We start from the raw sequence: 3,532 nt of genomic DNA, 5'->3' as shown, positions 1-3,532 counted from the left end.
TACATTCCGAACCCGGAAGCTAAGCCTCACAGCGCCGATGGTACTGCAGGGGGGACCCTGTGGGAGAGTAGGACGCCGCCGAACAATCATTCAGAAGAAGCCCCTGACCTTTACCGGTCGGGGGCTTCTTGTGTTGTATGGTCAATCCGCACACTTGCCGCACGTCACAGGAGGATCCTCAGGTGGAGGTCCAGGAGACGCGAGTCCAGACCGACCGTGTCCTCACCATTCCGAACCTGCTGAGCATGGCTCGGCTGGTGGGCGTGCCGATCTTCCTCTGGCTGGTGTTGTGGCCGGTGTTCGGGGGGCCGACGAATGACGGTTGGGCGATCGTCATTCTGATGCTGAGCGGGGTCAGCGACTACCTGGACGGGAAGCTGGCTCGGCGTTGGGGGCAGATCAGCCGGCTGGGGCAGTTGCTGGACCCGGCGGCGGACCGGCTGTACATCGTGTCGACGCTGGTCGGCCTGACCTGGCGGGAGATCCTGCCGTGGTGGGTGACGGCGCTGCTGGTGGCGCGCGAGCTGTTCGTCGGCGTGGTGCTGCTTCGGTTGAACCGGATCGGGTACGGGCCCTTGAACGTGAGTTTCCTGGGGAAGGCGGCCACGTTCAATCTGATGTACGCGTTTCCGCTTCTGCTGCTGGGGGTGGGGGAGGGCTGGGTCCACCGGGTGGCCGGCGTGGTGAGCTGGGCGTTCATCTGGTGGGGGACGACGCTGTACTGGTGGGCGGGCATCCTGTACGCGGTGCAGGCGCGGCAGATCGTGAAGGCGGAGCGCGCGGCCGCTGTTTGAGATCAGCCTGAGACGTTCCACACGACCTCCTCGGTGAGTCGGACGTTTTCATCCGGGTAGAGATGCTTCGGACCGGTTTGATGGATCCGCAGGGTTCACCACCGCGAAGGAGGACGCACCCGTAATGAAAGCCGTTGTGATGGCGGGCGGGGAAGGTACTCGACTCCGCCCGATGACCTCGAGCATGCCGAAGCCGCTGCTTCCGGTCGCCAATAGGCCGATCATGGAGCACGTGCTGCGGCTGCTGAGGAAGCACGGCCTCACCGACACCGTGGTCACGGTGCAGTTCCTGGCGTCGCTCGTCAAGAACTACTTCGGTGACGGCGAAGACCTGGGAATGCACCTCACGTATGCCAATGAGGAAATCCCGCTCGGCACCGCGGGAAGTGTGAAGAACGCCGAGGACGCGCTCAAGGACGACTCGTTTCTGGTGATCTCCGGTGACGCGCTCACCGACTTCGACCTCTCCGACCTGATTGCTTTCCACCGGGAGAAGGGCGCGCTGGTCACGGTGTGCCTGACCCGGGTGCCCAATCCCTTGGAATTCGGTATCACGATCACGGACGACGAGGGCCGGGTCGAGCGCTTCCTGGAGAAGCCGACCTGGGGCCAGGTGTTCTCGGACACCGTGAACACCGGTATCTACGTGATGGAGCCGGAGGTGTTCGGGTACGTCGCGGCCGGCGAGTCGGTGGACTGGTCGAGCGACGTGTTCCCGCAGTTGCTGAAGGAGGGCAAGCCGGTCTTCGGTTATGTGGCCGAGGGCTACTGGGAGGACGTGGGCACGCACGAGTCCTATGTGAAGGCTCAGGCGGACGTCCTCGACGGCAAGGTGCAGGTCGAGCTGGACGGGTTCGAGATCTCGCCTGGCGTGTGGGTGGCCGAGGGCGCGGAGGTCGACCCGGAGGCGGTGCTGCGCGGGCCGCTGTACATCGGTGACTACGCGAAGGTGGAGGCCGGCGTCGAGCTGCGGGAGCACACGGTGCTCGGCAGCAACGTGGTCGTGAAGCGCGGTGCGTTCCTGCACAAGGCGGTGATCCACGACAACGTGTACGTGGGGCCGCAGAGCAATCTGCGCGGCTGCGTGGTGGGCAAGAACACCGACGTGATGCGGGCCGCCCGGATCGACGACGGCGCGGTGATCGGTGACGAGTGCCTGATCGGCGAGGAGTCGATCATCTCGGGCAACGTCCGGGTCTACCCGTTCAAGACGATCGAGGCCGGCGCGTTCGTCAACACCTCGGTGATCTGGGAGTCGCGCGGGCAGGAGCACCTGTTCGGCGTGCGCGGCGTGTCCGGCATCCTGAACGTGGAGATCACGCCGGAGCTGGCGGTGCGGCTGGCGGGGGCGTACGCGACCACGCTGAAGAAGGGCGTCAGCGTCACCATCGCGCGTGACCACTCGCGTGGTGCGCGGGCGCTCAAGCGGGCGATGATCTCGGCGCTGCAGACCAGCGCGATCGACGTCCGCGACCTGGAGAACGTGCCGATGCCGGTGGCCCGGCAGGCGACCGCGCGCGGCAGTGCCGGCGGGATCTTCCTGCGGACCACGCCGGGTGTGGCCGACTCGCTGGACATCCTGTTCTTCGACGAACGCGGCGCGGACCTCTCGCAGGCCGGGCAGCGGAAGCTGGACCGGGTGTACTCGCGGCAGGAGTTCCGCCGGGCGTTCCCCGGTGAGATCGGCGACCTGCTGCACCCGTCGTCGGTGTTCGACTCGTACGCGGGCAACCTGCTCGGGGCGATCGACACCACGGGGGTGCGCGAGGCGGGCCTGAAGGTGGTCGTGGACGCGGCGCACGGCAGCGCGAGCCTCGTCCTGCCGAGCATCCTCGGCCGGTTGGGCGTGGAGGCGCTGACCGTGGACAGCGGCCTGGACGAGGCCCGGCCGACGGAGGACCGCGAGGAGCGGCGGGCGGCGCTGGCGCGGCTCGGCGAGCTGGTGGCCTCCTCGCGGGCGGCCTTCGGCGTGCGCTTCGACCCGGTGGGCGAGCGGGTGTCCTTCGTGGACGAGCTCGGCCGGGTGATCGGGGACGACCGGGCGCTGCTGGTGCTGCTGGACCTGGTGGCCGCGGAGCGGCGCAGCGGGCAGGTCGCCCTGCCGGTGACCACGACCCGGATCGCCGAGCAGGTCGCGGCGTACCACGGCACGCAGGTGATCTGGACGACGACCTCGCCCGACGACCTGGCGAAGGCCGCGGCGGCGGACGGCACCGTGTTCGGCGGTGACGGGCGCGGCGGGTTCGTGGTGCCGGAGTTCAGCGGGGTGCTGGACGGCGCTGCGGCGTTCGTGCGGCTGGTCGGCCTGGTGGCGCGGACCCAGCTCACCCTGAGCCAGATCGACGCGCGGATCCCGCAGGCGCACATCCAGCGCCGGGACATCGCGACGCCGTGGGCGGCGAAGGGCATGGTGATGCGCTCGGTGGTGGAGGCGGCCGGGAACCGGCGGCTCGACACCACGGACGGCGTGCGGGTGGTCGAGCCGGACGGGCGGTGGACGCTGGTGCTGCCGGACCCGGCGGAGGCGGTGACCCACCTGTGGGCGGAGGGCCCGGACGACGAGGCGGCATCGCAGCTGCTGGACGAGTGGGCGGCGGTGGTCGACTCGGCCGGTCGCTGACCGGTCGCCGACCGTCCGGCGGGTGCCGGGGGGGGGGGGGCCCCCGGCCCCCCCCCCCCCCCCCAGGGGGGGGGATGTTTGGATAAGTCCAACCAACCGATGACCACCGCCGGGGGCC

At 69.1% G+C, this 3,532-nt stretch carries 2 protein-coding genes and 1 rRNA gene; all 3 read left to right on the top strand.

The features are described from left to right. Positions 1–84: ribosomal RNA gene (rrf, locus tag ACGFX4_RS41305) — 5S ribosomal RNA — on the top strand; the annotation flags it as partial. Between the two features lie 98 nt (positions 85–182). Beyond that, the gene (locus ACGFX4_RS41300; RefSeq protein ID WP_345696098.1) at positions 183–794 is read left to right on the top strand and encodes a CDP-alcohol phosphatidyltransferase family protein; all 612 of its coding nucleotides are present in this window, start codon (positions 183–185) and stop codon (positions 792–794) included. Between the two features lie 124 nt (positions 795–918). Beyond that, entirely contained in the window at positions 919–3,414 is a 2,496-nt protein-coding gene (locus ACGFX4_RS41295) for a sugar phosphate nucleotidyltransferase (RefSeq protein ID WP_393086383.1), read from the top strand. Positions 3,415–3,532 lie beyond the last annotated feature (118 nt).

The organism is Kitasatospora sp. NPDC048365 (genome assembly GCF_043200835.1).
In the GTDB taxonomy this organism is placed as follows: Bacteria; Actinomycetota; Actinomycetes; order Streptomycetales; family Streptomycetaceae; genus Kitasatospora; species Kitasatospora terrestris.
This window is presented reverse-complemented; position numbering and strand designations above follow the sequence as displayed.

Coding starts and splice junctions, on each gene's coding strand:
- ACGFX4_RS41295 (WP_393086383.1), top strand. CDS start 919: ATGAAAGCCGTTGTGATGGCGGGCGGGGAAGGTACTCGACTCCGCCCG.